The organism is Agromyces bracchium (assembly GCF_009709675.1).
Lineage (GTDB): Bacteria > Actinomycetota > Actinomycetes > Actinomycetales > Microbacteriaceae > Agromyces > Agromyces bracchium.
In genome coordinates this window covers 249,551-275,145 of sequence record NZ_WMLB01000023.1, presented here as the reverse complement: position 1 = coordinate 275,145, position 25,595 = coordinate 249,551, and the positions used below count along the sequence as shown (strand labels likewise).

General features: G+C 72.2%; 23 protein-coding genes. 13 read left to right on the top strand and 10 right to left on the bottom strand.

All coding sequences use genetic code 11. The annotated features are described in order from the left end of the window. Positions 1 to 78: 78 nt before the first annotated feature. The gene (locus GJ743_RS10775) at positions 79 to 327 is read right to left on the bottom strand and encodes a WhiB family transcriptional regulator (protein WP_055859573.1); all 249 of its coding nucleotides are present in this window, start codon (positions 325 to 327) and stop codon (positions 79 to 81) included. A 196-nt stretch (positions 328 to 523) separates the two neighbouring features. On the opposite strand from GJ743_RS10775, the gene GJ743_RS10770 reads away from it, so the two are divergent. Further along, entirely contained in the window at positions 524 to 937 is a 414-nt protein-coding gene (locus GJ743_RS10770) for a hypothetical protein (RefSeq protein WP_155051910.1), read from the top strand. An 88-nt stretch (positions 938 to 1,025) separates the two neighbouring features. Here the strand turns inward: GJ743_RS10770 and bcp are convergent, their stop codons facing one another. The 3 genes from bcp to aroA form a co-directional block, all read right to left on the bottom strand. After that, the gene (gene bcp / locus GJ743_RS10765) at positions 1,026 to 1,502 is read right to left on the bottom strand and encodes a thioredoxin-dependent thiol peroxidase (protein WP_155051909.1); all 477 of its coding nucleotides are present in this window, start codon (positions 1,500 to 1,502) and stop codon (positions 1,026 to 1,028) included. A gap of 66 nt (positions 1,503 to 1,568) precedes the next feature. Next, positions 1,569 to 2,609, bottom strand: coding sequence for a ribosome small subunit-dependent GTPase A (gene rsgA / locus GJ743_RS10760; protein ID WP_155051908.1), 1,041 nt, complete (start codon positions 2,607 to 2,609; stop codon positions 1,569 to 1,571). Beyond that, positions 2,606 to 3,976 carry a 3-phosphoshikimate 1-carboxyvinyltransferase gene (gene aroA / locus GJ743_RS10755; protein ID WP_155051907.1) on the bottom strand — a complete coding sequence of 457 codons (1,371 nt, stop codon included), beginning with the start codon at positions 3,974 to 3,976 and terminating at the stop codon, positions 2,606 to 2,608. The genes rsgA and aroA overlap by 4 nt, the downstream gene beginning before the upstream one ends. A gap of 106 nt (positions 3,977 to 4,082) precedes the next feature. Between aroA and GJ743_RS10750 the strand changes: the two genes are divergently transcribed. The 3 genes from GJ743_RS10750 (at position 4,083) to GJ743_RS10740 (ending at position 7,458) form a co-directional block, all read left to right on the top strand. Further along, positions 4,083 to 4,742 (top strand): sigma-70 family RNA polymerase sigma factor, encoded by a 660-nt coding sequence (locus tag GJ743_RS10750; RefSeq protein WP_155051906.1) that lies wholly within the window; start codon positions 4,083 to 4,085, stop codon positions 4,740 to 4,742. Beyond that, positions 4,739 to 4,996, top strand: coding sequence for a zf-HC2 domain-containing protein (locus tag GJ743_RS10745; protein WP_155051905.1), 258 nt, complete (start codon positions 4,739 to 4,741; stop codon positions 4,994 to 4,996). Before GJ743_RS10750 ends, GJ743_RS10745 begins: the two co-directional genes overlap by 4 nt. Before the next feature lie 116 nt (positions 4,997 to 5,112). Beyond that, positions 5,113 to 7,458 carry an MMPL family transporter gene (locus GJ743_RS10740; protein WP_155051904.1) on the top strand — a complete coding sequence of 782 codons (2,346 nt, stop codon included), beginning with the start codon at positions 5,113 to 5,115 and terminating at the stop codon, positions 7,456 to 7,458. Between the two features lie 95 nt (positions 7,459 to 7,553). Here the strand turns inward: GJ743_RS10740 and GJ743_RS10735 are convergent, their stop codons facing one another. Then, on the bottom strand, positions 7,554 to 11,411 hold the full coding sequence (locus GJ743_RS10735; protein WP_328289065.1) for a multifunctional oxoglutarate decarboxylase/oxoglutarate dehydrogenase thiamine pyrophosphate-binding subunit/dihydrolipoyllysine-residue succinyltransferase subunit: 3,858 nt from the start codon (positions 11,409 to 11,411) through the stop codon (positions 7,554 to 7,556). 208 nt (positions 11,412 to 11,619) lie between these two features. Between GJ743_RS10735 and guaB1 the strand changes: the two genes are divergently transcribed. The 5 genes from guaB1 to GJ743_RS10710 all read left to right on the top strand — a co-directional run bounded on the left by guaB1 (position 11,620) and on the right by GJ743_RS10710 (position 16,717). Continuing rightward, positions 11,620 to 13,059 carry a GMP reductase gene (gene guaB1 / locus GJ743_RS10730; protein WP_155051903.1) on the top strand — a complete coding sequence of 480 codons (1,440 nt, stop codon included), beginning with the start codon at positions 11,620 to 11,622 and terminating at the stop codon, positions 13,057 to 13,059. Positions 13,060 to 13,175: 116 nt separating this feature from the next. Continuing rightward, positions 13,176 to 13,577: a winged helix-turn-helix transcriptional regulator gene (locus tag GJ743_RS10725; RefSeq protein ID WP_155051902.1), complete on the top strand. Its 402-nt coding sequence runs from the start codon at positions 13,176 to 13,178 to the stop codon at positions 13,575 to 13,577. 263 nt (positions 13,578 to 13,840) lie between these two features. Then, a complete protein-coding gene (locus tag GJ743_RS10720; RefSeq protein WP_155051901.1) occupies positions 13,841 to 15,202 on the top strand; it encodes a hemolysin family protein in 1,362 nt (453 codons plus the stop codon). Next, positions 15,199 to 16,236 carry a hemolysin family protein gene (locus GJ743_RS10715; RefSeq protein WP_155051900.1) on the top strand — a complete coding sequence of 346 codons (1,038 nt, stop codon included), beginning with the start codon at positions 15,199 to 15,201 and terminating at the stop codon, positions 16,234 to 16,236. Before GJ743_RS10720 ends, GJ743_RS10715 begins: the two co-directional genes overlap by 4 nt. Before the next feature lie 58 nt (positions 16,237 to 16,294). Further along, positions 16,295 to 16,717, top strand: a complete 423-nt coding sequence (locus GJ743_RS10710; RefSeq protein WP_155051899.1) for a VOC family protein — start codon at positions 16,295 to 16,297, stop codon at positions 16,715 to 16,717. Positions 16,718 to 16,726: 9 nt separating this feature from the next. On the opposite strand, the gene GJ743_RS10705 is transcribed toward GJ743_RS10710, so the two are convergent. Both GJ743_RS10705 and GJ743_RS10700 read right to left on the bottom strand, forming a co-directional pair. Further along, positions 16,727 to 17,863 carry an NADH:flavin oxidoreductase/NADH oxidase gene (locus GJ743_RS10705; RefSeq protein WP_155051898.1) on the bottom strand — a complete coding sequence of 379 codons (1,137 nt, stop codon included), beginning with the start codon at positions 17,861 to 17,863 and terminating at the stop codon, positions 16,727 to 16,729. Then, positions 17,860 to 18,504, bottom strand: coding sequence for an HAD family hydrolase (locus GJ743_RS10700; protein WP_155051897.1), 645 nt, complete (start codon positions 18,502 to 18,504; stop codon positions 17,860 to 17,862). Before GJ743_RS10700 ends, GJ743_RS10705 begins: the two co-directional genes overlap by 4 nt. Positions 18,505 to 18,528: 24 nt before the next feature. On the opposite strand from GJ743_RS10700, the gene GJ743_RS10695 reads away from it, so the two are divergent. The 4 genes from GJ743_RS10695 (at position 18,529) to GJ743_RS10680 (ending at position 22,420) form a co-directional block, all read left to right on the top strand. Beyond that, positions 18,529 to 19,380, top strand: coding sequence for an ADP-dependent NAD(P)H-hydrate dehydratase (locus GJ743_RS10695; RefSeq protein ID WP_155051896.1), 852 nt, complete (start codon positions 18,529 to 18,531; stop codon positions 19,378 to 19,380). Positions 19,381 to 19,417: 37 nt separating this feature from the next. After that, entirely contained in the window at positions 19,418 to 20,689 is a 1,272-nt protein-coding gene (locus GJ743_RS10690; protein ID WP_155051895.1) for a glycosyltransferase 87 family protein, read from the top strand. Positions 20,690 to 20,729: 40 nt separating this feature from the next. Then, complete coding sequence (locus GJ743_RS10685) at positions 20,730 to 21,038, top strand: thiamine-binding protein (RefSeq protein WP_155051894.1); 309 nt, start codon at positions 20,730 to 20,732, stop codon at positions 21,036 to 21,038. Between the two features lie 107 nt (positions 21,039 to 21,145). Next, on the top strand, positions 21,146 to 22,420 hold the full coding sequence (locus tag GJ743_RS10680; RefSeq protein WP_328289064.1) for an MFS transporter: 1,275 nt from the start codon (positions 21,146 to 21,148) through the stop codon (positions 22,418 to 22,420). 10 nt (positions 22,421 to 22,430) lie between these two features. On the opposite strand, the gene GJ743_RS10675 is transcribed toward GJ743_RS10680, so the two are convergent. Genes GJ743_RS10675 through GJ743_RS10670 form a run of 3 tightly spaced genes read right to left on the bottom strand, consistent with a single transcriptional unit; the run spans position 22,431 to position 25,550 of the window. Continuing rightward, positions 22,431 to 23,084: a response regulator transcription factor gene (locus GJ743_RS10675; RefSeq protein WP_328289063.1), complete on the bottom strand. Its 654-nt coding sequence runs from the start codon at positions 23,082 to 23,084 to the stop codon at positions 22,431 to 22,433. Between the two features lies 1 nt (position 23,085). Then, entirely contained in the window at positions 23,086 to 24,396 is a 1,311-nt protein-coding gene (locus tag GJ743_RS19610) for a hypothetical protein (protein ID WP_230386706.1), read from the bottom strand. Further along, a complete protein-coding gene (locus tag GJ743_RS10670; protein WP_155051892.1) occupies positions 24,393 to 25,550 on the bottom strand; it encodes a sensor histidine kinase in 1,158 nt (385 codons plus the stop codon). The genes GJ743_RS19610 and GJ743_RS10670 overlap by 4 nt, the downstream gene beginning before the upstream one ends. Between the last annotated feature and the right edge of the window lie 45 nt (positions 25,551 to 25,595).

Genomic DNA, 25,595 nt, shown 5'->3' with positions numbered 1-25,595 from the left:
TCGCGCGACCTGCGGGGCCGGCTCCGTCGGGGACGACCCGGGGGTCGTCGGAGCCAGGGCGCGCGGTGCGCGCCGGTCTCAGCCGGCGCGACGTGCGCGGGCGGCGCGGCGCTTCAGGGCGCGGCGCTCATCCTCGCTGAGACCGCCCCACACGCCCGAGTCCTGACCGGTCTCGAGGGCGTACTGCAGGCAGATCTCGGTGACGGTGCATCGGGCGCAGACCGCCTTGGCCTTCTCGATCTGGTCGACGGCCGGACCGGTGTTGCCGACGGGGAAGAAGAGTTCCGGGTCGGCGGTGAGGCAGGCGGCTTTGTCGCGCCAATCCATGTAGATGCTCCTTGTTTCATCGGTTCGCAGCGGGCGCACGAGTGCGCAGCCGGGAACCGGCGGTGCTGCAGGGGGAAAGCCGAATCTCGGGAAGTAGGATCGTGGGAAGCGATCGGCTCACGTCCCTGTGAGCATCAATTCGGCCTTGTAAATGGTCGCATAGCGAGAGAAGCGAATCAAGAGTGCTCTTCGGGAGATGCCTGTGAATCCGGGCGGCGTGCGGGCCGCGTTCGTGACCGTCGTGGGCCTGCTGTTCGCCGAGGCCGGAGCGCTGATCGCGGTCCTCGTCTGGCTCGTCGTCGACCTGCTCGTGCTGGAGCCGTCGTCGTTCGCGACCGCCGTCGCGCTCATCGTCGTGGTGGCGATCGCCGCGGCCTGGGTGAGCGCGATCGCCGTGGCATCCGTTCGTCGGGCGCCCTGGTCGCGCGCCGCGGCGATCGTCTGGCAGGTGCTGCAGGTCTCGATCGCGGTGGGCGCGTTCCAGGGCCTGTTCGCGCGGGCCGACATCGGCTGGGTGCTGCTCGTGCCTGCGATCACGGTGATCGGCCTCCTGCTCTGGCCGCCAGTGCGGGCGCTCTACGCCCGGCCGGAGGACGCGGCGGCGAGCTGACCCGGTCGCGCGGCGTCTCCGCCGGAAGACCGCGACGGGCGGCCGCCGCAGTGCGACGACCGCCCGTCGATGAACGGATGCGGCGGGTTCAGCCGTCGAGGCCGAGCTCCTTGCGGATCCGTGCGACGTGCCCGGTCGCCTTGACGTTGTACATGGGCTTGGCGATCCGGCCCTCCTCGTCGATGAGGAACGTCGAGCGGATGGAACCCGTCACCGTCTTGCCGTAGAGCTGCTTCTCGCCCCAGGCGCCGTACGCCTGCTGCACCGCGAGGTCGGTGTCGGAGAGCAGCGGGAAGTTCAGGCCGTCGCGCTCGGCGAACTCCCTGAGCTTCGGGACCTCGTCCTTCGAGACCCCCACGACGCGCACGCCGGCGCCCGCGAACGAGTTCAGGCTGTCGCGGAAGTCGCACGCCTCGGTCGTGCAGCCCGGCGTCATGGCCGCGGGGTAAAAGTACAGCACGACCCGCTGCCCGCGGAGCGAGGAGAGCGTGACGGGCGAGCCGTCCTGGTCGGGGAGCGTGAAGTCGGGCGCGAGGTCGCCGGCGGCGAGTCGAACGTCGGTCATGCCTCAATCGTAGGCAGGGCGACGGATGCCGCGTGCCGCGCGAGCCTAGGCATCCGCCGGTGCCCCTCAGGCGAACGTCGCGAGCAGCCGTTGCAGCGAGTCGAGCCGCACGCGCCCGGACTCGCCGAGCTCGCCGGCTTCGACGGCCTCGATGATCGCGCAGTCGGGGGAGTCGGGCAGGTGCGTGCAGCCGCGGGGGCAGTCCTCCGCGACGCGCGCGAGGTCGGCGAACGCACCCAGGATGTTGGCCGGGTCGACGTGGCCGAGCCCGAACGAGCGGACACCGGGCGTGTCGATGACCCAGCCGGTGCGGCCGTCGTGCTCGAGCCGCAGCGAGACCGTCGAGGAGGACGTGTGCCGGCCGCGGCCGGTGACGACGTTCACGTGGCCCGTGGCGCGGTTCGCGTCGGGCACGAGCGCGTTGACGAGCGTCGACTTGCCGACCCCCGAGTGGCCGACGAACACCGTGCGGTGCCCGACGAGTCGGTCGGAGATCTCCTCGAGCGGCATGTCGTCGCTGCGGCTGAGGACGACGGGGAGGTCGAGGCCCGCGAAGTTCGCGAGGAACGGCGCCGGGTCGGCGAGGTCGGTCTTCGTCACGCACACGAGCGGGGCGATGCCCGCGTCGTACGCCGCGACGAGGTAGCGGTCGACGAGGCGGACCCGCGGCTCGGGGTTCGCGGCGGCGATCACGATGAGCATCTGGTCGGCGTTCGCGACGATCACGCGTTCGACCGCGTCGGTGTCGTCGGCGCTGCGCCGGAGGAGGGTCGTGCGCTCCCGGATGCGGACGATGCGCGCGAGCGTGCCCTCGTCGCCCGAGGTGTCGCCCACGAGGTCGACACGGTCGCCCGTCACGACGGACTTCCGGCGGAGTTCGCTCGCCCTCGCCGCGATGATCTCGCGCTCGTCGGGGCCTCCCTCGTCGACGAGCACGGCGTACCGCCCGCGGTCGACGCCGAGCACGAACCCGGTGTCGGCGTCGGCGTGCTCGGGGCGCACCTTCGTGCGGGGCCGGCTGCCCTTGCGGTTCGGGCGGATCCGGACGTCGGCCTCGTCGTACTCCCCGTACTCCTCGTCCTCGTCGTCCGTGTCCCACCAGCTCATCCGAGCATCCGCTCCCAGAGCTCGGTGAACTGGGGGAGCGTCTTCGACGTCGAGCCGATGTCGTCGACGACGACGCCGTCGACCGCGAGGCCGACGATCGCGCCGGTCGTCGCCATGCGGTGGTCCTCGTAGGCCCTCCACCCGCCGCCGTGGAGCGCGGCCGGCTCGATGCGAAGGCCGTCGTCGAGGTCGGCGACGCGCCCGCCGAGGCCGTTCAGCTCGGACGCGAGCGCGGCGAGCCGGTCGGTCTCGTGGTGGCGGATGTGCCCGATCCCGGTGATGGTGCTCGGCTCGTCGGCGAAGGCCGCGAGTGCGACGAGGTTCGGGACGAGCTCGCCCGCCTCCGAGAGGTCGAGGTCCACCCCGCGGATGCCTCGGCCGCCGCCTGCGGGCGGCTCGGGCGCGTGCACGGTGAGCCGGTCGCCCGCCCGTTCGACGCGGGCGCCGAAGCGGGGGAGGAGGTCGGCCAGCTGCGCGCCGACCTGGGTCGTCTCGTCGGGCCAGCCCGAGATCGTGACCGACCCGCCCGCGACGAGCGCGGCGACGAGGAACGGCGCGGCGTTGGACAGGTCGGGCTCGATCTCGACGTCGCGTGCGGCGATCGGGCCGGGCGCCACGCGCCAGCGGCCGACCGAGGGCTGCTCGACCTCGACGCCGCGTCGGGCGAGCGTGTCGATCGTCATCTCGATGTGCGGCAGGCTCGGCAGCCGCTCGCCCGAGTGCGTCAGGTCGAGGCCGCGCTCGAACCGGGGCGCCGACAGCAGCAGCCCGGAGACGAACTGGCTCGACGCCGAGGCGTCGATCGTGAGCTCGCCGCCCTCGACGCGTCCCGTTCCGTGCACCGTGAACGGCAGCGCCCAGCGCCCGTCGTCGTCGAGGTCGACGCCGATGCCGCGCAGGCCCTCGATGACCCCGCGCATCGGGCGGCGGTACGCGGACGCGTCGCCGTCGAACGTCGTCGGCCCGAGGGCGAGCGCCGCCACCGCCGGGAGGAAGCGCATGACCGTGCCCGCGAGGCCGCAGTCGATCGTCGTCGAGCCGAACAGCTCGTCGGCCGGGGTCACGCGGAGGTCGTCGCCGAACCCGCCGGCGCCCGGCATCCGCTCGAAGCCGACGCCGAGGGCGCGCAGGCCCTCGACCATGAGCTCGCTGTCGCGCGACCAGAGCGGCGCCCGCAGCGTCGACGGGCCGTCGGCCAGCGCGGCCAGCACGAGTTCGCGGTTCGTGAGCGACTTCGAGCCGGGCAGCGACAGCGAGGCCGAGAGCGGGCCGGATGCCACGGGCGCGCGCCATCCGTCATCCGTCTCGGTCTGGCGGTTGTCGCCGTACGGATCGAACTCCGGCGCGGAATACCTCGAGATCTGCATCGGTTACCAACAGTAGCGTCCGAGAGCAGGAAGGAGTCGGTGCGTGTCACTCGCGGTACTCGATCGCCCGGTCGTCTCGGAGACCGACGATCTAGGATGGCCCCTGATGAGCGGCGACGACACTGCGACCCCTGCCGACGAGACGCTGACCGACGAGCGGCCCGGCGATGAGACGCGCGACCTCGGCGCGCTGTTCGAGGAGCAGGCGCTGCCGTTCATCGACCAGCTCTACGCGGCGGCGCTCCGGATGACGAAGAACCCGGCCGACGCGCAGGACCTCGTGCAGGAGACCTTCGTGAAGGCCTATGCGGCGTTCGCGTCGTTCAGGCAGGGCACGAACCTCAAGGCGTGGCTGTACCGGATCCTCACGAACACCTTCATCAACAGCTACCGCAAGAAGCAGCGCGAGCCCTACCAGGGCACGATCGACGACCTCGAGGACTGGCAGCTCGGCGGCGCCGAGTCGACGACGGCGTCCTCCAGCCGATCGGCCGAGGCCGAGGCGATCGACCACCTGCCCGACTCGGCGGTGAAGGACGCACTCCAGGCGCTGCCCGAGGACTTCCGGCTCGCCGTGTACTTCGCCGACGTCGAGGGATTCTCCTACCAGGAGATCGCCGACATGATGAACACCCCGATCGGGACCGTGATGAGTCGCCTGCACCGCGGCAGGCGGATGCTCCGCGAGTCCCTCGCCGACTACGCCAGCGAGCGCGGCTTCGCCACCACGCAGCCGGCGACCCGATCCACCAGGAGCGCGAAATGACCGACTGCGGCTGCGACAAGGCGAAGGCCGAGCTCGAGGAGTACCTGCACAACGAGCTGTGCAGCGAGGATGCCGCCGACATCCGCGAGCACGTGGCGAACTGCGAGGACTGCCGGAGCGAGCTGCGCGTCGGCGTGGCGATCACCGAGGTCGTCCAGCGGGCGTGCCGGGAGAGCGCGCCCGAGGAGCTCCGCACGGTCGTGCTCGGCCGCATCCGGGCGTTCCAGTCCGGGCACGACGTCCTGGCCGACTGAATCGTCCGCGCAGCGCCCGCGCCGCGTCGCCGGCGCCCCGTGAACGGCAGCGCTCGTCCGTTTCCGAACTTTCGATGGACGCGCGCCACGGCGACCGTTCCGTAGCGTCGAGCACGATGAACGAGCATGCCGTCGCGAAACGTCCCGGGGGTCGCGTCCCCGTCTGGCTTCGAATCCTGATCCCCGGGGTCCTGATCCTCGTCTGGTTCGCACTGTTCGGCGCCGGAGGCGCCGCGTTCGGGGGGCTCTCCGACGTGCAGCGCAACGACCAGGCGTCCTTCCTCCCCGCGTCGGCGGAGGCCACGGAGGTGAACGAGCTGCAGGACGCGTTCCGCGACTCGGAGAACGTCCCCGCGATCGTGATCGTCGCGACCGACGACGGGTCCGACCTCACGGCGGCCCAGCTCGCCGACATCGAGGACCTCCGCGATGGGGTCGTCGACCTCGACGGCGTCGTCGCGGACGAGACGTCGCCGGTCATCCCGTCGGAGGACGGCGAGGCGGCCCAGTTCGTCGCGTCCATCGCTCCCGGCGAGGGCGAGGAGGGATCCGGAGTCACGGTCGAGTCCGTGCGCGGACTGCTCGAGGAGTCGCCCATCGACGGCACCACCGCGGCCGTGACCGGCCCCGCCGGCTTCACGGCCGACCTCGCCGCCGCGTTCGCCGGCATCGACGGCCTCCTCCTGGCCGTCGCACTCCTCGCGGTCCTCGTGATCCTCGTGATCGTGTACCGCTCGCCGCTGCTGCCGCTCATCGTGCTCTTCACGAGCGTGACCGCGCTCACGGCCTCGGTGTTCACGGTGGTCCAGCTCGCGAAGGCCGACCTGCTGCTGCTGTCGGGGCAGACCCAGGGGATCCTCTTCATCCTCGTGATCGGCGCCGCCACCGACTACGCGCTGCTCTACATCGCCCGGTACCGCGAGGCGCTCGCACAGCACGAGACGAAGTGGGATGCCACGTGGGCCGCGCTGAAGGGCTCCTGGGAGCCGATCGCGGCCTCGGCGGGAACCGTCATCGTGGGCCTGCTCATCCTCCTCGCCTCCGAGCTGAACTCGAACAAGATCCTCGGGCCGGTCGCCGCCATCGGCATCGTCTTCGCCCTGCTCGCGGCACTCACGCTCCTGCCCGCACTGCTGCTCTGGGCCGGGCGCGTCGCGTTCTGGCCGCGGCGCATCGCGCGCGTCGAGCAGGCCGCGCCGGATGCCGAGCACGGCCGCCACGCTGCTCCCGTCGACGCCGAGGAGGCCGCGGAACGCGGACTCTGGGGCGCCGTCGGGCGGCTCGTCTCGCGCCGCCCCCGCATCGTGTGGATCCTGTCGACGCTGCTCCTCGCCGTCATGGCCCTCGGCCTCGTCCGGCTCGACGCCGACGGCGTCCCCTCGAGCGAGTTCGTGCTCGGCGAGTCGCAGGCGCGCGACGGCCAGGAACTCGTGAGCGAGCACTTCCCGGGCGGTTCCGGCACGCCCGCCGTGATCATCGGGCCCGAGGACGACCTGCAGGACATGGCCGACATCGCGCTCGACACCCCGGGCGTGGCATCCGTCGCCGTGCTCTCGGCCGACTCCCCGGCCGGCAGCGCCCCCGTGACCGGGGACGGCATCCAGGCCTTCGGCCCGCCCGGCACGCCCGCACCCGATCCGACCGTGGTCGACGGCACCGTGCTGCTCCAGGCGACGCTCGACGACCCCGCCGACTCCGCGGAGGCGGAGGCCGCGGTCGTCGACCTCCGGGAACGCCTGGACGAGGTCGGCGCGGACGTGCTCGTCGGCGGCCCGACGGCCGTGGCGCTCGACACCAACGAGGCCGCGATCGCCGACCAGCGCCTCATCATCCCGCTGGTGCTCCTCGCGATCCTCGTGATCCTGATGCTGCTGCTGCGGGCGGTCGTCGCCCCGCTCATCCTCATCGCGAGCGTCGTGCTCTCCTTCGCCGCCGCGCTCGGCGTCTCCGCCCTCGTGTTCGAGTTCGTGTTCGGTTTCTCCGGCGCGGACCCGTCGGTGCCGCTCTTCGGCTTCGTCTTCCTCGTCGCGCTCGGCGTCGACTACAACATCTTCCTCATGACCCGCGTGCGGGAGGAGGCGGCCCGGCACGGGACCCGCGAAGGCATCCTGAGGGGCCTCCGGCTGACCGGCGGCGTCATCACGTCCGCGGGCCTGGTGCTCGCGGCGACCTTCGCCGCGCTCGGGGTGCTGCCCATCCTCTTCCTGGCGCAGATCTCGTTCATCGTCGCCTTCGGCGTGCTGCTCGACACGTTCCTCGTGCGGACGCTGCTCGTGCCCGCGGTCTCGTACGACATCGGGCGCGCGATCTGGTGGCCGAGTCGCCTGTCGCGCGAGGAGCGGCAGCACGGAGCGCACGCGGCGCCGGCGGATGACTCGGGGCCCGCGCCGTCCGCGGACGGCGATCGCGACGCCGACGGCGAGCCCCTGCCCGCCGACCGGGTTCCGGTCGAGGCGCGCTGACCTCGGCGGGCCGACCGGCCCCTCGACAGACAGAGACGAGCGGATGCCTCCGGGAGGAGGCATCCGCTCGTCTCGTCGTCGGGCGGGCGCGCGGCCTAGTACAGCGCGCGCTTGATCAGGTCGGCCTGCTCGGCCGCGTGGCGCTTCGCCGACCCGGTCGCCGGGGAGGCGGCCGCGGTGCGGGCGACGAGTCGCACCTCGCGCGGGCCGAGCTTGTTCGTCTCGATGATGAAGAACGGCCACGCACCCTGGTTCTCGGGCTCGTCCTGCGCCCACACCAGTTCGGCGTTCGGGTACGCGTCGGCGACGGCCTTCAGCTCCGTGGCGGGCAGCGGGTAGTACTGCTCGAGTCGGACCAGCGCGACCTCGGGGTTCGGGTTCTTCTCGAGCTCGGCGAGGAGGTCGTAGTAGAGCTTGCCGGCCATGAACACGACGCGCTTGACCGCGGCCTTGTCGGTGATCCGGGCGTCGTCGAGCACCGGCTCGAAGCGACCCTGCGTGAAGTCCTCGACCTCGCTCGTCGCACCGCGGAGGCGCAGCATCGCCTTCGGGGTGAACACGACGAGCGGACGCCGCGGACGCTGGTACGCCTGCCGGCGCAGCAGGTGGAAGTACGACGCCGGCGTCGAGGGACGCGCGACCGTCATGTTGTCCTCCGCGCACAGCTGCAGGTAGCGCTCGATGCGGGCACTGGAGTGGTCGGGGCCCTGGCCCTCGTAGCCGTGGGGGAGCAGCAGGACCACGCTCGAGCGCTGGCCCCACTTCTGCTCGGCCGACGAGATGAACTCGTCGATGATCGTCTGCGCGCCGTTCGCGAAGTCGCCGAACTGCGCCTCCCACATCACGAGCGCGTCGGCCCGCTCGACCGAGTAGCCGTACTCGAAGCCCATCGCCGCGTATTCGCTGAGCAGCGAGTCGTAGATCCAGAACCGGGCCTGCTGGTCGCCGAGGTACTGCAGCGGCAGCCACTCCTGCCCGTTCGTGCGGTCGTGGAGCACCGCGTGGCGCTGCACGAACGTGCCGCGACGCGCATCCTGGCCGACGAGGCGGACCGGGGTGCCCTCGAGGAGGAGCGATCCGAGCGCGAGCAGTTCGCCGAAGCCCCAGTCGACCTTGCCGTTGCGGCTCATGTCCTGGCGCTTGGCGAGCAGCTGCTGGATCTTGGGGTGGACCGTGAAGCCCTCGGGCTTGTTGATGAAGGCGTCGCCGATGGCGTGGACGACCTCGGTCGAGACCCCGGTCGTCTCGAGCTCGCCCGAGACCGGCTCCGCGCCGTGCGCGTCGCCGCCGACGATCGGGATCGATCCGGTCTGCGCGGCGTGCGTCTCGGCGAAGGCGCGCTCGAGGCGGTCCTGGAAGTCGCGGTGCGCTTCCTCGTACTCCTCTTCGGTGATGTCGCCGCGGCCGACGAGGGCCTCGGTGTAGAGCTTGCGGACCGAGCGCTTCGCCTCGATGAGGTTGTACATGAGCGGCTGGGTCATCGAGGGGTCGTCGCCCTCGTTGTGCCCGCGACGCCGGTAGCACACGAGGTCGATGACGACGTCGCGCTTGAACTCCTGGCGGTACCGGAAGGCGAGTTCCGCGACCCGGACGACGGCCTCGGGGTCGTCGCCGTTCACGTGGAAGATCGGCGCCTGGATGGCCTTCGCGACATCCGTCGAGTAGATCGACGAACGTGCGTCGCCCGGGACCGTCGTGAAGCCGACCTGGTTGTTGACGACGAGGTGGATGGTGCCGCCCGTCCGGTACGCGCGGAGCTGCGACATCTGCATGGTCTCGACCACGACGCCCTGACCGGCCATCGCCGCGTCGCCGTGGACCAGGATCGGCAGCACCGAGTACGTGCCGACGGGCTTGCGGTCCTGCTTGGCGCGGACGATGCCCTCGAGCACGCCGTCGACGGCCTCGAGGTGCGACGGGTTCGCGGCGAGCGAGACCGGCACCTGCTGCCCGTCGTCGGCGGTGAAGGTGCCCTCGGTGCCGAGGTGGTACTTCACGTCGCCCGAGCCGGAGAACGCCTTCGAGTCCTGCGTGCCCTCGAACTCGCGGAACACCTGGCCGTAGGTCTTGCCGGCGATGTTCGTGAGGACGTTCAGGCGGCCGCGGTGCGCCATGCCGATGGCGACCTCGTCGAGGCCCTCCTTGGCGGCGCCCTGCAGCACCTCGTCGAGGAGCGCGATCATCGACTCGCTGCCCTCGAGGCTGAAGCGCTTCTGGCCGACGTACTTGGTCTGCAGGAAGGTCTCGAACGCCTCGGCCTCGTTGAGCTTGCCGAGGATGCGCATCTGCTCGTCGTGCGTGGGCTTCTCGTACTTGCGCTCGACCAGCTGCTGGATCCACTTGCGCTGCACCGGGTCCTGGATGTGCATGTACTCGATGCCGATGGTGCGGCAGTACGAGTCGCGGAGGACGCCGAGGATGTCGCGCAGGAGCGCGGTGCGCTTGTCGCCGAAGCCGCCCGTGACGAACTCGCGGTCGAGGTCCCAGAAGGTCAGCCCGTGGCTCTCTATGTCGAGGTCGGGGTGCGAGCGCTGGACGTACTCGAGCGGGTCGATGTCGGCCATCATGTGGCCCCGGACTCGGAAGGAGTTGATGAGCTCCTGGACACGGGCCGTCTTGTCGATCGCGCTGGCGATGTCGACCGAGATGTCGGCGTTCCACTTGATCGGCTCGTACGGCAGGCGCAGCGCCGCGAAGATGTCCTGGTAGAAGTTGCGGTCGCCGATGAGCAGCTCGTGCACCTTCTTCAGGAACTCGCCCGAGCCGGCGCCCTGGATGACGCGGTGGTCGTAGGTCGACGTCAGCGTGATCGTCTTGCCGATCGCGAGGTTCGCGAGGGTCTTCTCGCTGGCGCCCTGGAACTCGGCCGGGTACTCCAGCGCACCGGCGCCGATGATGCAGCCCTGGCCCTTCATGAGGCGCGGCACGGAGTGCACGGTGCCGATGCCGCCGGGGTTCGTGAGCGAGATGGTCGCGCCCTTGAAGTCGTCGGCGGTGAGCTTGTTCTTGCGCGCACGGGAGACCAGGTCCTCGTAGGCGGCGAGGTACTCGTTGAAGGTCATCGTCTCGGCGCGCTTGATCGCGGGCACGAGGAGGGCGCGGGTGCCGTCGGGCTTCGGGATGTCGATCGCGATGCCGAGGCCGATGTGCGCGGGCTTCACGAGCGCCGGCTTGCCGTCGGCCTCGGAGTAGTAGACGTTCTGGCTCGGGAACTCCTTCAGCGCCTGGATGAGCGCCCAGCCGATGAGGTGCGTGAAGGACACCTTGCCGCCGCGGGTGCGTCGGAGGTGGTTGTTGATCACGATGCGGTTGTCGATCATGAGCTTCGCGGGCACGGTGCGAACGCTCGTCGCGGTCGGCACGGTGAGCGAGGCGTCCATGTTCGCCGCGAGGGTCTTCGGGAGGCCCTTGAGCGGGACGACCTCGTCCTCGCGCTCGCCGGCGTCGGCCTGCTGCTGGGGGCTCGTCACGGGGACGTCGGCCGGCACCGGGGCGGTGCGCGGTGCCACCGAGGTCGTGCGGGCGGCGGGCGCCTGGCCGATGACGGCGTTCGGCGCGGTCGCGGGGGCGTGGGCGGATGCCGCGGGCTGGTCGGCCGGGGCGGCCTCACCGGTCGGCGCGGCGGCCTCGGACTGCGGCTCGGTCGGGGCCGCGGGGGCGACCGGCTGCTCGGCGGCCGGCGTCGCGGGCGCGGCCGGAGCGGCTTCCGCCTGCTCGCTCGCCGCGCTGTGCAGCGCGGTCTCGTCGGGCATCGCCGGGGCGGTCGCGGGCGTCGCGGCGGTCTCGCCGGTGCGCACCTGACGGTAGTGCTCGAGCACCTCGCGCCAGGTCTCGTCCACCGAACTGGGGTCGGCGAGGAACCGCTCGTACATCTCGTCCACGAGCCACTCGTTGGCTCCGAACATCGCCGACGTGGTCTCGTCGGATCCCGACCCGGTCAATTGGCTCGACACAGCCTTTCGCCCACTCTCTCCATTGATGGATGCTCACCTGAGGCGTGGCGCGCAGCACGACGCGGAACGCCCAGACAAGCCTAAACCCCTTCCGGCGGCGCTCGGCACCGGGCAACGGATGAGCGCGCGGATCGCAGCATCCTCCCAGCAGGCCCTCCGGGCGGCCGACGCCCACCGCTCGTGGAGGAGCGGGGCATAGCCTGAGGGCATGGAGTTCTATCGCACGACGCCGCGGCACGACCTCACGTACTCCGACGTCTTCCTGGTGCCGAGCCGGTCGGGCGTGACGAGCCGGCTCGACGTGTCGCTCGCGCCCGACGACGGGTCGGGGGCGAGCATCCCGATCGTCTCGGCGAACATGAACTCGGTGACCGGGCCGCGTCTCGCGGCGACGCTCGCACGCCGCGGGGGGATCGGCGTGCTGCCGCAGGACCTGCCCCTGCAGGAGCTCGACGAGGCCATCCGCTGGGTCAAGTCCCGGCCCGCCCGGTTCGACGTGCCGCACGCGTTCCCGGCCGACCGCACCGTCGCCGACGCGCTCGAGGTGCTGCCGCCCGTCGAGGGCCACGGCATCGTCCTGCATGACGACGACGGCGCGTACGCCGGCACGATCCCCGCGATGCGACTCGCCACGGCGCTGCCCGACGCCCGGCTCGGCGACCTGGTGCACGGCGCGATCCCGTCGCTCGACGCCGAGGACGTCGACACGCCCCGTCGCGCGTTCGACCTCATGGTCGACGCCGACATCGACTTCGCGCCGATCCTCGAGCACGGTCGGGTGATCGGCACGCTGAGCCGCCGCAGCGCCCTGCGCGGGACGGTCTCCGAACCCAACACGGATGCCTCCGGCCGCCTCCGCGTCGCGGCGGCGATCGGCATCAACGGGGACGTCGAGGCCAAGGCGCGCGCGCTCGCGGGCGCTGGCGTCGACATGCTCGTGGTCGACACCGCGCACGGTCACCAGGAGGGCATGATCCGTGCCGTGCGCGCCGTGAAGGCGGCGGGCCTCGGCATCCCGATCGTCGCGGGCAACATCGTCACCGCGGACGCGGTCGCCGACCTCGTCGAGGCGGGCGCCGATGTGCTGAAGGTCGGCGTCGGGCCGGGCGCCATGTGCACGACCCGCATGATGACGGCCGTCGGGCGCCCGCAGTTCTCCGCGGTGCTCGAGACCTCGGAGGCCGCGCGCGAGCACGGCGCGGCCGTCTGGGCGGACGGGGGCGTGCGGTACCCGCGCGACGTGGCGCTCGCGCTCGCCGCCGGCGCGGCATCCGTCATGATCGGCTCGTGGTTCGCCGGCACGATCGAGGCGCCCGGCACCCTGCGCCGCGACGCCGACGGGCGGGTGTACAAGGAGAGCTGGGGCATGGCGTCCACGAAGGCGGTCAAGGAGCGCTTCGGCCGGCTCTCCGCATACGAGCTCGCCCGCAAGGAGCTCTTCGCCGAGGGCATCTCGTCGTCGGCGATCTACCTCGACCCGCTCCGGCCCTCGCTCGAGGACCTGCTCGACATGATCACGTCGGGCGTGCGCAGCTCGTTCACCTACGCCGGCGCCCGATCGGTGCCCGAGTTCCGCGAGCGCGCGCTCGTGGGCATTCAGTCGGCCGCGGGCTACGAGGAGGGCAAGGCGCTGCCGGTCAGCTGGTAGCGCGGCCGCCGTCGCGCGGTGAGCGGATGGCGCGGCCGCCGGTCCGGTTGCGGCGTCGCAGAGGGCCTGTTGGTGGATGACTCGGTCGATCCCGTCGCCGTCCTACGCTCACGGGCATGGATCCGGCCGCCCACCCGTTCGCGGTGCTCGCCGACCCGATCGGTCGGCGCATCGTCGAGGTGCTCGCCGTCGGCGAGCATTCCGCCGCCACCCTCGTCGAGGTCCTCGGGATGGAGTTCGGCCTCTCCCGCACGGCGGTCTCGCATCGGCTCGGCACGCTCCGGCGGCTCGGCGTCGTGTCGGCCGGCGTCGATCCGGCAGAGCCGCGTTCCAGGTCGTACCGGCTCGAGCACGAGTTCGTCGGCGCGCTGGAGGCTGAGACCGAGCGAGTGCTCCGGGCGTTCGACCACCGCTACGGCTCCGCGGAGCGGCGGGCGCCGCTCGTCGATCCGCCCCGGCCGTGTCGGCGAATCGGCGGAGATGATCCGGAATCCTCATGTGCAGCGTGGCGCACATGAGGAATCAGGAGCGTGCCGGCCGGGCTGGGGCCGGGCCGAGCCGCGCCGGGCCGGACAGCGCCGAGCCGGAGAGCGCCGGGCCGGAGAGCGCCGGGCCGGAGAGCGCCGGGCCGGAGAGCGCCGGGCCGGGGCGTGTGACGGCGGCGTTACGGCTCGGGGAGCTCGCGGCATCCGCCGATATACTGGGTCGACCATGGACGACCCTCCCTCTGCGACCTCGCCCTGCCATAGACCCTCGCCCGTGACCGCGCGGGGAGGTGCGGATGTCTGAGTGGGTACTCCTCGGCATCGGATTCCTCCTCACGGTCGGCACGGGCCTCTTCGTTGCGAGCGAGTTCGCGCTCGTGAACCTCGATCGCGCCGACCTCGAGGCGCGGCGCGCCAGGGGTGAGACCCGACTCGGGCTCACCATCGAGGGCCTCAAGATCACCTCGACGCACCTCTCGAGTGCGCAGCTCGGCATCACGCTGACCACGCTCCTCACGGGCTACACGATGGAGCCCGCGATCTCGTCGCTCCTCGCGGGCCCGCTCGCGGCGATCGGGGTGCCCCAGGCGCTCATCCGCCCGGTCGGCGCGATCACCGCGGTCGTCGTCGCGACCCTGCTGTCGATGATCATCGGCGAGCTCGTGCCGAAGAACTTCGCGCTGGCCCTGCCGCGGCAGACGGCGAAGGTCGTGATGCCGTTCCAGACGGCGTTCACCTGGGTGTTCCGCCCGGCGATCGCGGTGCTGAACGGCAGCGCGAACCGCCTGCTCCACCTCGTCGGCATCGAGCCGAAGGAGGAGCTCTCGGGCGCCCGCTCGGCGGAGGAGCTCTCGAGCCTCGTCCGCCGGTCGGCGAGCGCCGGACTCCTCGAGCAGGACACCGCGACGCTCCTCGGTCGCACGCTCCGCTTCTCGGAGCACGACGCCTCCGACGTGATGACCCCGCGCCCGCGCGTCGCGGCCGTGCAGCGGACCGAACCCACGGAGGCCGTGCTGGAGCTCGCGCGCCAGACCGGGTTCAGCCGGTTCCCCGTCTACGACGAGGACCTCGACGACGTCGTGGGCATCGTGCACGTCAAGCAGGCCGTCGCGGTGCCGCGCGAGAAGCGCGAGGTCGTGCCGGCGTCGGCGCTGCAGTCCGACGCGCTCCGCGTTCCCGAGACCATCAAGCTCGACGCGCTCCTCGGCGAACTGCGCGGTCGCGGCTACCAGATGGCCGTCGTCGTCGACGAGTACGGCGGCACGGCCGGCGTCGCGACGCTCGAGGACCTCGTCGAGGAACTCGTGGGGGAGGTCTCCGACGAGCACGATCGCACGCGCGCCGGCGTCGTGCGTCGCGGCGAGTTCGTGAGCTTCCCCGGCATCCTCAGGCCCGACGAGCTGCTCGACCGCACCGGCATCCGGGTGCCCGAGGACGGCGCCTACGAGACCGTCGCCGGCTTCGTCATGGCGAGCCTCGGTCGACTCCCGGTCGTCGGGGACGAGGTCGAGGTCGAGGGCGGCACGTTCCGCGTCCAACGTCTCGACGGCCGCCGCATCGACCGGATCCAGTTCTCGCCCGTGACCGTGCCCACCCAGGCGGATGGGGACGAGGCGCCCACCGTGGCCGCCGCCCAGCCGAGGGAGGTCGGACGATGAGCGACTGGGCCGGACTCGCCTGGCTGTTCGTGCTGCTCCTCGGCAACGCGTTCTTCGTCGGCGCCGAATTCGCGGTCATCTCCGCGCGGCGCTCCCAGATCGAGCCCCTCGCCGAGCAGGGCAGCCGCAGTGCGAAGACCGCGCTCTGGGCGATGGAGCACGCGACGCTCATGCTCGCGATGAGCCAGCTCGGCATCACGATCTGCTCGCTGCTGATCCTGACGGTGTCGGAGCCTGCGATCCACCACCTGCTCGAGTACCCGCTCGAGCTCACCGGGTGGTCGCCCGAGGTGGTCTCCACGATCGCGTTCGTGATCGCGCTGCTGCTCGTCTCGTACCTGCACGTGGTCCTCGGCGAGATGGTGCCGAAGAACCTCTCGTTCTCGCTGCCCGACCGTGCCGTGCTGCTGCTCGCGCCGCCGCTGGTGTTCATCGCACGGATCTTCCGGCCGGTGATCGTCGCGCTGAACGCGACGGCGAACGGCGTGCTCCGGCTCTTCGGCGTCGAGCCGAAGAGCGAGGCGACCTCGACGTACACGCTCGAGGAGGTGCAGACCATCGTCGTCCAGTCGCGCCGCGAGGGCGTGCTCGAGGACGCGAGCGGGACCCTGACCGCCGCGTTCGAGTTCACGACGAAGAAGGTGCGCGACGTCGCGGTGCCGATGGCCGAACTCGTCTGCCTGCCGGCGGATGCCACGCCGAGCGACGTCGAGCGTGCGGTCGCGCGTCGCGGGTTCTCGCGCTACGTCCTCGCGGGCGCCGACGGCGAGCCCGTCGGGTACGTCCACCTGAAGGACGTCATCGACCTCGACGACGACGAGTTCGACGATCCGATCCCCGCCAAGCGCGTCCGCAGGGTCGTCTCGATCTTCGACGGGACCGACCTCGAGGACGCGCTCGCCTCGATGCGCCGGCTCGGCACGCACCTGGCCCGCGCCTTCGACGACCAGGGGCGGACGACGGGCGTGGTCTTCCTCGAGGACATCATCGAGGAGCTCGTCGGCGAGGTGCAGGATGCCACCCGGAGGGGGTGAGGCGGCCGCACCGGGCTCGGCGTAGACTCACGGCGTCTCCGAGAGATGAGGTGGTCTCATGTTCGAGAACTCGATGACGATGGCCGTGCTCGCAGCGTCCGACCTGGAGCGGGCGCAGCGTTTCTGGCATGACACGTTCGGCCTGGATCCGGTCTCGACCGACATGGGCGGTGCGACGTACGTCGTTGGCGGCGTCGCAGTGCTCGTGTACGAGTCCGAGTTCGCCGGCACCAACAAGGCGACGGCGCTCGGCATCATGACCGACGACCTGGATCGCGACATGGCGGTACTCAGGTCGAAGGGCATCGTGTTCCACGACTACGACCTGCCCGGCCTGAAGACCGAGAACGGCGTCGTCGACGACGAGGGCGAGCGCGGAGCGTGGTTCGACGACAGCGAGGGGAACATCCTCTCGCTCGCGCAGCCGAAGGCCGTCACGCTCGACCAGGCGAAGCAGATGCTCGCCGCGGCGTCCGCCTGATCGCCCGGTTCAGAACTCCCCGTCGTTGGCCTCCGGCCGTGCCCGGAGGTACTGCGGCGGCCAGTGCGCGGCATCGGCGCCGAGCGCGTTCGCGGCACGCAGCGCGAGGTGGGGGTCGCGCATCATCGCCTTGCCGAACATGACCGCGTCCGCCGAACCGGATGCCACGAGCTGTTCGGCCTGCTCGGGCGTCGTGATCCGGCCGACCGCCGACACCGACACCCCGGCCCGGCCGCGCACGAACTCCGCGTGCGCGGCCTGGTACGCCGGTCCGACGGGGATCCGGACGTCGCGCACGAGCCCGCCCGTCGAGATGTCGAAGAAATCGGCGCCGGCCTCGGCCGCCCAGCCGGCCACGGTCGAGGTCTGCTCCTCGTCCCAACCGCCGGGCGCCCAGTCGGTCGCCGAGAAGCGCACGAACAGCGGCATCCGCTCGCCGATCTCGGCACGCACCTCGCGCACGATCTCGAGCAGCAGGCGCGCGCGGCCCTCCAGGTCGCCGCCCCAGCGGTCCTCGCGGAGGTTCGACAGGGGCGACAGGAACTGGTGCACGAGGTAGCCGTGCGCGGCGTGGACCTCGACGACGTCGAAGCCCGCGGCGACGGCCCGGCGTGCGGCGGCTCGGAAGTCCTCGATCACCGCGAGGATGCCCGCCTCGTCGAGCGCCTCCGGCCGGCGGAGTCCGTCGAAGGCGATCGCCGACGGCGCCACCGTGGTCCAGCCGCCCTCGTCGAGCGGCTGCGAACCGCGTCGGTCGACGGTCTCCGGCCACACCGACGCCTTCCGGCCCGCGTGTGCGAGCTGGATGCCGGAGGCCGCCCCCTGCGACCGGATGAACCGCGTGATGCGCGCCCACGCCGCCGCCTGCTCGTCGTTCCACAGCCCGGTGTCGTAGTCCGAGATCCGCCCCGCGGGGTTCACCGCGGTCGCCTCGGCGATCACCAGCCCGGCGCCGCCCGCGGCCATAGAGCCGAGATGCACCAGGTGCCAGTCGTGCGGGACGCCGTCGCGCTCGGTCACCGAGTACTGGCAGAGCGGCGGCACCCAGATCCGGTTGCGGATCTCGAGGTCGCGGATCGTGATCGGGCGGAACAGGGCCGGAGCTGCTGCGGGCGCCTCCGCGAGGCCCAGGTCGGTGCGGCTCATGCGGCGAGACCCCGCAGCCACGACTCGAGGCCGGAGGCATCCGTGAACACGTGCCCGGCACCGCCGACCGCGATCGCACCGTCGACGTTGACGGGCTTGTTGTCGACGAACAGGAGCTGGTCGGGCGAGATGTCGAGCTCGCGCATCACGTGCGCGAAGATCTCGGCCTCCGGCTTGACCATCTGCAGCTCACCGCTGACGAACACCGCCTCGAACAGCGGCGCGAACGAGCCGTGACGCAGCCATCCGCCGAAGTCGGCACCGGCGTTCGAGAGGAGGGCGAGGCGGGTGCCGCCGTCGCGGAGGGCGTGCAGGACGCCGAGCGTGCCGGGATCGACGCTGAGCCATCCGCGATGGTCGATCGCCCACAGCTCGTGGCGGTCGACCTCGGACCACTCGGTGCCGAGGTCGTCGGCGACGCGGGCCCAGTAGTCGGAGATCGCGAGGGTGCCGCGGTCGAGTTCGTCGCGGTGCGCCCAGTACGCGCTCCAGAACGCCTCCGCACCGTCGTCCGCGATTCCGGCTCGCGCGAGCAGCGCCGCGCGGTCGGCGGCGGACGGAGAGTGCGAGATGACCTCGCCGTAGTCGAACACGACCACTCGGGGCGACAGGGCGATCGGCGCGGGAATGGTCGCGGGCATGCCCATCAACCTATCGTTGGAACCATGGTGACCGGGACGTGGCGCGAATGGACGCTCGACGACGCATCCGCATGGCTGAGCGAGCCTGGCGCGGATGACGACAAGTACCGCCGCGGCGTCCTCGGCGTCATCACGGGCTCGCCCGACTATCCCGGCGCGGCGGTGCTCGGCGTCGAGGCCGCGCACCGGACCGGGGTCGGCATGGTGCGGTTCACCGGTCCGCGCGCGGTGCGGCAGGCGGTCCTCGCCGCGCGTCCCGAGACGGTCGCCGTCCCGGGTCGCGTGCAGGCGTGGCTGCTCGGGTCCGGCATGGACTCGACGAACCGATCGTTCCGGCTCGCGGGAGAACTGCAGCACGCCCTCGCGTCCGGCCTGCCGTCGGTGCTCGACGCGGGCGGGCTCGACCTCGTGGGCTCGCACACCGGGCCGACCGTGATCACGCCGCACCGCAGGGAACTCGCGCGCCTGCTGCACGACCGCGACATCCCGTGCACCGTGGAGGAGATCGACGCCGATCCCGCCGCCTGGGCCGAGCGCACCGCGCAGCAGCTGCGTGTCGCGGTCCTCCTGAAGGGCGCGGTCACGCACCTGTGCGATCCGGACGGCACGAGGATCACCGTGACGGAGTCGACGCACTGGCTCGCGAGCGCCGGCACCGGGGACGTCCTCGGCGGCATCATCGGCGCGCTCGCGGCCACCCACCACGAGCGCCTCGCGCACGACGCCGCCGCGATCACGCACCTCGCCGCGACGGCCGCGCTCATCCACTCCGAGGCCGCACGCCGCGCGAGCGATGCGTGGGAGGGCGGGCCGGTGACCGCGCTCGACGTGGCGCACGCGGTGCCGGCCGTCGTCGGCGGCCTGCTGCGACGCTGAGCGGGTCGCGGGCGGCGCGCGGCTAGGCTCGGATGCCATGGCGGAGTCCGGCACCGAGGTCGCGGGGCACCGCCCGGGAGCCCCGCGTCGGCGGCGCCCGCGTCTCGGCGGGCGGACCGCCCTGTGGGTCGCGTTCGGCGCGGTGCACCTCGGGCTCGCCCTGCTGAACCTCTACGCGCCGGGTTGGCCGCTCGGCGATGTCACGGCCGTGTACCGGGTCTGGGCCGAGACCGCGCAGCTCGGATTCCTCCGCATGGGCATCGACACGCCATGGGTGTACCCGATCCTGGCGTTCGCCCCCATGACGGCGGCGCTCGCGTTCGGCGCCGCCTGGTACGGCGTGACCTGGCTCGGCATGGTGACGTTCCTCGACGCGATCGCGTTCTCGGTGCTCCTCGGGCGCGGCGTCCTCTCCCGGCGACGCCGGGCCGCGGCCTGGTGGTGGCTCGCCTTCCTCGCGCTCCTCGGCCCGATCGCGCTCGGCCGCCTCGACGCCGTCACCGTGCCCTTCGCGCTCCTCGGCCTGCTCTGGGCGGCAGGGCGACCCCGCGTGGCCGCCGTGCTCGTCACGATCGCGACGTGGATCAAGGTGTGGCCGGCCGCGCTCGTGGCGGCGATGCTCGTCGCGCTCCGGCGCCGGTTCGAGGTGTTCACGGTCGTCGCGTCGCTGTCGATCGCGATCGTCGGCGTGAGCCTGCTCGCCGGTTCGGGTGCGAACGCGTTCGGCTTCGTCGCCGAGCAGGCCGGGCGCGGGCTGCAGATCGAGGCGCCGCTCGCGGTGATCTGGCTGTGGTGGATCGTGGCGGGCACCGATGCGGCGACGATCGTCTACGACCGTGACATCCTGACGTTCCAGATCGAGGGTCCGGGGGCGGATGTCGCGGCCGCGCTCACCACGCCGCTCATGCTGGTCGGACTCGCCGCGGTGCTCGCGGTCGGCGTGCGCGCCGCGAGGCGCGCCGCGCACGTCGGCGCGCTGCTGCCGCCGCTCGCCGTCGCCTTCACCGCGGTGCTCATGATCGCCAACAAGGTCGGGTCGCCGCAGTTCGTCACGTGGCTCGCTGCCCCGGTCGTGCTCGGCCTGGTGCTCGGCGGCGCCCGCTTCCTCACGCCCGCGGCGCTCGCGGCGGCGATCGCCGTGCTCACGCACGTGATCTACCCGTACTGGTACGCGTGGCTGCTCATCGCCAATCCGGGGTTCGTGCTGCTGCTCACGGTGAAGGCCGTGCTGCTGTGCGTCCTGCTCGGATGGTCGGTGCGCTCGGTGTGGCAGGCTGGGAGCGACCGGCGCCCTCGAACGGCGTCGTGACCTCCGGCGCCCCGCGCCGTCGACCCTGGGAGGAATTCGGATGCTGGTGGCGTTCTCGGTCGCACCGAGTGGGACGGGACGGAGCGACGGGTCGGTGCACGACGCGGTGGCCGCCGCCGTGCGGATCGTCCGCGAGTCGGGCCTGCCGAACCGCACGACGTCCATGTTCACCGAGATCGAGGGGGAGTGGGACGAGGTGATGCGGGTCGTGAAGGAGGCGTGCGACGCGGTCGCCGAGTACGGTTCGCGGGTCTCCCTCGTGCTGAAGGCCGACATCCGTCCCGGGTACACGGGCGAGCTCGACGCGAAGGTCGATCGGCTCGAGGCGGCCATCGAGAACGACGGCTGAGTCCGCGGATCGCGGGGCCGTCGGCTCCCGGGACATGACGTCGGGGCCCGACGTCCGGGCCGACGGACCGTTTGTCGAATCGATTCGATCCGTGCGATGATCGAACGGTGACCCCCGAGACCAACGGGCCGACGACGCCGTCGCCGGCCCGCATCCGCTTCGCCCTCCTCGCGCTCGCGATGGGCGGCTTCGGCATCGGCGCGACCGAGTTCGTCGCGATGGGCCTGCTGCCCGACATGGCCGCCGACCTGCTGCCGGGCCTCTCGGCCGAGTCGACGGATGCCGCGAACGCCGCGGCCGGCTGGATCATCTCCGCCTACGCGCTCGGTGTGGTCGTCGGCGCCCCCACGATCGCGGCCGCCGCCGCGCGCTGGCCGCGCAAGCGACTCCTCCTCGCGCTCCTCGCCGCGTTCAGCCTCGGCACGATCGCCTCGGCGCTGCTCCCGACGTTCGAACTCGTCGTGGCCGCGCGCTTCGTCGCGGCGCTCCCGCACGGCGCCTACTTCGGCATCGCCTCGCTCGTCGCCGCGAGCCTCATGGGCCCGGGCAAGCGCGCCCGCGGCGTCGCGCTCGTGCTCTCGGGGCTCACCATCGCCAACGTCCTCGGGGTCCCGCTCATCACCTGGCTCGGTCAGCAGGCCGGATGGCGCATCGCCTACCTCGCGGTCGCCGCCATCTTCGTCGCCACGTTCCTCGCCGTCGCGGTCGCCGTGCCGTGGCAGCCCGGCGACGCCGCCGCCACCATGAAGCGGGAGCTGCGCATCTTCACCCGCGCGCAGGCGTGGTTCGCCCTCGCGATCGGAGCCATCGGGTTCGGCGGCCTGTTCTCCGTCTACAGCTACGTCGCGCCGCTCGCGACCGAGGTGACCGGACTGCCCGCGGGCGCCGTGCCGTTCGTGCTCGTCGTCTTCGGCCTCGGCATGACGATCGGCAACCTCGTCGGCGGGCGGCTCGCCGACTGGAGCGTGCGACGATCGATGTACCTGTTCTTCGCGGTCCTCGCCGGCGCGCTCGTCCTGCTCGGCTTCACGGCGGGGCATCCGCTCGGCCTGGGCGTCGGCGTCTTCCTCGTCGGCGCGTCCGCTGCGGCACTGTCGCCCACCATCCAGGCCCGCCTCATGGACGTCGCACGCGACAGCCAGTCGATCGCCGCCGCCCTGAACCATTCGGCCCTGAACATCGGCAACAGCCTCGGCGCGATCCTCGGCGGAATGGTCATCGGCGCCGGACTCGGCTACGTCGCCCCGGTCTGGGTCGGCCTGCTGCTCACCATCGCGGGCATCATGCTCGCGGTCGGCACCTTCGCGCTCGACCGGGCGCGACAGCGCCGCGGCATCCCCCTGCCCTCGGTGACCGGGGCGTTCGGCGCGATCGGCGACTGAGGACGCGGGCCTACTCGGACTGCAGCAGGATGCCGTCGGCGATCGCGCGCTTCCGGAGCGCGACCTTCGTGCCGACGTCGTAGCCGGCGAGGCGGTACTTCTCGCGGATGCGCTTGAGGTAGCTCTTCGCGGTCTCCTCGGAGATGCCGAGCTGGAACGCGACCGCCTTGACGGGCTGACCCGCGCCGTAGAGCGCCATCACGCGGCGCTCCTGGGCGCTGAGACGCGGCGCCGCGCCATCGGTCTGCAGCGCGTCCTCGAGCTCCTGCGACAGGTACTGCTCGCCGTTCCGCGCCGCGCGGATGGCCTCGACGATCGTCTCGACCGGTTCGGACTTGACGAGGTAGCCGAGCGCGCCGGCGCCGAGCGCCTCGCGGACGACCGCCGGCTCGGAGTACGTGCTCATGAGCATCGTGCGCACGCCCGCCGACTTCAGCGTCGACAGCTTGATCGAGATCGGGATGTTGTCGCGGAGGTCGAGGTCGAGCAGCACCACGTCGACCGGGAACTCCGGGTTCGCGAGCAGTTCGGACCACGACGGCACGGCGGCGACGAGGTCGACGTCGTCGGTCGCGCCGCGCAGCCACTCGGTCAGGGCGCCGAGCAGCATGCGGTGATCGTCCACGACGGCGAGTCGGATGGGCGGCAGCGCGGGTTCGGGCACGTCAGGCTCCCCTCGGGTTGACGGCGCTGGGCGGCGCCGGATTCCGGACCGTGGGGTCGATCCGGCACTCGAGCTCGATCCGGAACCCCTCAGGACCCGGGACGATCTCGTGTACACCGACATTATCGAGTGCATCCCATGCCGCCGCATCGACGCGACGCGCCGGGAGGCCGGACACGTCGAGCCCGATCGCGACGGCGGCCAGTTCGGCCGAGCGCGATCCGTCCTCCGGATCGTCGTCGTCAGGCGGGCCGATCTCGCTCTCGCGGCAGCGGACGCGGACCTCCAGCGGCGGCTCGTTCGCCTTGCGTCGTCGCTGCCCGGCGACGAGCCAGAGCGCGAGCAGGAGTCCCTCGCGCTGCGCGGGCGAGAGCAGGCCGGCCAGGCCCTGCGCGTCGTCGACGCTGACGCGTCGGCTGAGGTACGCCGACTCGGTGACCGCGTGGCGCAGCCACGTGTCGGTGCGTCCCTCGATGAGCCGGATGCGCAACCGGGCGGCGAGGCTGCTCGCCCGGTCGGCGGCATCGGCGGGCAGCGGGATCGAGATCCGGCCGGACCCCACGTCCTCGAGCAGCGCCTCGGCGTCGTAGTCGAGTTCCGCGAGTTCCTCGGAGGCGCGCATGCCGACGGCGGAGCGCGGGGTCGCGACGGTCGACTGCACCAGCGAGAGGTCGAGCTCGCGACCCACGAGTCGGCGGAACCCGCGGACGCCGATCGCGACGAGCACCACCGGCACGACCGCGGTGGCCGCGATCGCCAGACCGGCCACGGTCCACGATCGGGCCGTCTCCGCCTGGAGGAGCGCGGCGACCGCGAGGACGACGGCGATGACGGCCGACGCCGCAACCGGGGTCCGCGTCTCGCGGAGCGCCGCGACCGGGAGGAGCAGCGCCGCGGCGGCCGGAGCGGCCGTCGGCGTGATGCCGAGGTGCAGGAGGCCCGCGGTCGCCGAGAGGTCCATCGCGACGGGAACGGCGAGCGCGGCGAGGATGAGCACGTGCGTCCAGTCGGCCACGCGGGTGAGGCCGCGGGTGGCGACGACGGTCGCGACCGCGACGATCGCGAACGCGATCCACGCGGGACCCGAGCCAGTCCCGGGTGGGAAGACGCCGACGAGCCCCACCGCATGGGCGAAGTGGGCGAGGACGATGACGCCCGCGGCCGCGGTGATGCCGACCGCGAGGCGGCGACCGCCGTGGGCGCTCCGGATGTCCTCGGCGGCGCGGGCCGATCGTCTCGGGCGATCGAACTGGATCTCGTGGGTGGTGTCGGGCGAGGCCTCGGCCTCGTGGGTCCGGCGGAAGGGGTTCACGGCTTCGGCACCTCCAGCATGACCGTCGTCCCCGACCCCGGCGAGCTGAAGACCCTCGCCCGACCGCCGACGGCGTGCAGCCGCCCGACGACCGACTCGGCGAACCCGAGGCGCGCCGGATCGACCGCCGCGGGCTCGAATCCGGCGCCCTGGTCCGTCACCATCGCGCGGACCGTGTGCTCGTCGTCGGTCACGGTGACGTCCGCGACGCTCACGCCGGCGTGCCGGCGGACGTTCTCGAGGCACTCGCCCAGTGCACCGAGCAGGGCGTCGAGGGCGTCCTTCGGAAGCACGAGGTGGTTGGCGCCGTGCCAGTTGACGTCGAGTCCGAGTCGCGCGAAGCGCTGCCGGACGGACTCGAACGTGGCACCGAGGCCCTCGTCGGAGGACTCGGGGGAGAAGATCGCGCTCGAACCGTTGTCGAGCGGCGCTCCGAGCCGCAGCTGCTTGAGCAGACGCGCGTCGTCCCCGGCCTGCTGGCGCAGCGGACCGGTCTCGACCCCGACGCCGGAGTGGGCGAGGAGGCTCAACGTGGCGAGGACGGTGTCGTGCAGCACGCGAGCGTCCTGGCGCTGCTGGGCCTCCGATTCGCTCGCGAGCCGCTCGGCCTCGTGCGCACGGCCCACCTCGTCGATCCGCTCCGCGGCGCGGTCGATGGCCCGCGCGAGCCAGATCCCGACGATCCCGCACGCGATCCAGCCGGCGACCGTGGCCACGACCACGAGGCGGACGTCGGCGCCGGACGCCGCGGACGCGCCCAGGGCGACGAGGATCGACGCGGCGCTCGCCACGATGACCGCCGGACCCGCCGGCCGGACGACGAGCGGGATCGCGAGGGCGGCGGTGGACAGCGCCCCGACGGCGGCCATCGCGCTCGCCCCCGCCGGATCGAGCGTCGGATCGAGGCCGATGACGAGCAGCAGCACCGTGGCGGCGGCCATCGCGCCGATCGTCGCCGCGAGTGCGCCGCGAGCGGTCGCGAGGCCGATGAGGACCGCCATGCCGACGACGAGGGCCGCGGCGAGGGCGAACCGGGACGGGCCGATCGCACCGGGAACGACGATGCAGGCGAGCGCGACGGCGGCGCCCGTGAGCCCGCCGACCCGCGCGAGACGACGCAGCAGCCGGTCGCGCTCCTTGTCGATCCGCCGCATGCCACCCCCTGCCTGTTCGGGCCGTCGCTCGCGCAACGCGGCATC